This window comes from Comamonas sp. B-9 (assembly GCF_000410635.1).
GTDB lineage: Bacteria > Pseudomonadota > Gammaproteobacteria > Burkholderiales > Burkholderiaceae_C > Comamonas.
The window spans coordinates 1-1,200 of record NZ_APCR01000407.1 but is presented as its reverse complement, the minus strand read 5'-3'; the positions used below and the strand labels follow the sequence as shown (position 1 = coordinate 1,200).

General features: G+C 70.2%; 1 protein-coding gene. It reads left to right on the top strand.

Annotated elements, in window-relative coordinates:
• Positions 1 to 575: S26 family signal peptidase (locus H928_RS0104130; protein WP_027010534.1), on the top strand; the 575-nt coding region annotated here is incomplete at its 5' end.
• Positions 576 to 1,200: the final 625 nt, after the last annotated feature.

The following is a 1,200-nucleotide window of genomic DNA, read 5'->3' as shown; positions in this document are numbered from 1 at the left end:
CCACTTCCGGCACCGCGCCGCACCCTCGCTTGCGCGTGCGCGCTCGCCTCGTGCTGGCGGGCCTGTCCGCCTGCGGCCTCGCTGCGCTGGCCTGGGCGTCCTTCGTGCATCCGCTGCCACGCCTGACCTACAACCCGTCCGACAGCGTGGAGGTCGGCTGGTATCGCATCGATCCGCTCGACCATCGCACCAGCTCGCCACCACGTCCGTTGTCGGTAGGCAGCATCGTGCTGGTGCCGCTGCCTGCCGAGGCTGCCGCGCTCGCTGCGCAGCGCGGCTACCTGCCGACGCGCATTCCTCTGCTCAAGCGCGTGGGCGCGGTGGCGCCGCAAGAGGTGTGCATCGCTGACGGCAAAGTCCGCATCGACGGCGTGCCTTCAGCCGCCGTGCTGTCTGCCGATCGCTGGGGCCGGCCGCTGCCATCCCGGCAGCAATGCCACCGCTTGCGGCATGGCGAGCTGTTCCTCCTCAGTGTGACCAATCCGGCGTCGTTCGATAGCCGGTATTTCGGGCCGGTCAGCGCAGCTTCCGTGATCGGCGTTGCGCGCCCCGTCTGGCTGGAGTCGCGCCCATGATGGCCACCGATTCGCTGCGCATCATCGTGCTATCGGGCGTGTCGTTCTGCTGGCCGTTGTCATGTCGTCGCGCGTGCAGTGCGAGCGCATCCGCGCTGCACTTCGCGCTGCCTCCGGCGCAGCCGTCCCACGTGCAGGCGTCTTGCCTCGAACACGGCTGGCCTGCGGCCATTGCCGTGTTCGCCGGTGCGCTGGCTGCTGGTGCAGCCTTGCCACCGGGCCGCAGTTGCCGGGATCGAGAACCTGGGGGACAGGGGGAGGCAAATGCGGAAGGCAAGACAAAAGGGGGCGGCACCTGTCGGCCCGCAAAGCCAGTCTGCACGTGGGGGGGCGAGGCACGCAGCGGCTTTGCCGCCGTGCTGCTTGTGGCGCGAAGCCCGCGCCAATGCAGGCATGTCCGCGTGCTTCGCACGCCCGGACACGCCAGAGTTTGCAGGGAGCGCAGGCATGCCCACCCGCCGCGACGATGATTTCCGCATCCGCCCTAGCGCACCGAAGAACCGGGGCCAGGGCTTCGTATCCAAGGTGCTCCAGCAGGCAGGCAAGGCCAGCGGCGGCAAGTCCACGGTGCGCCGTCCGGCATCGGCGCGTGGCACCGGCCAGCGGCCCGGCTCGCGCCTGGGGC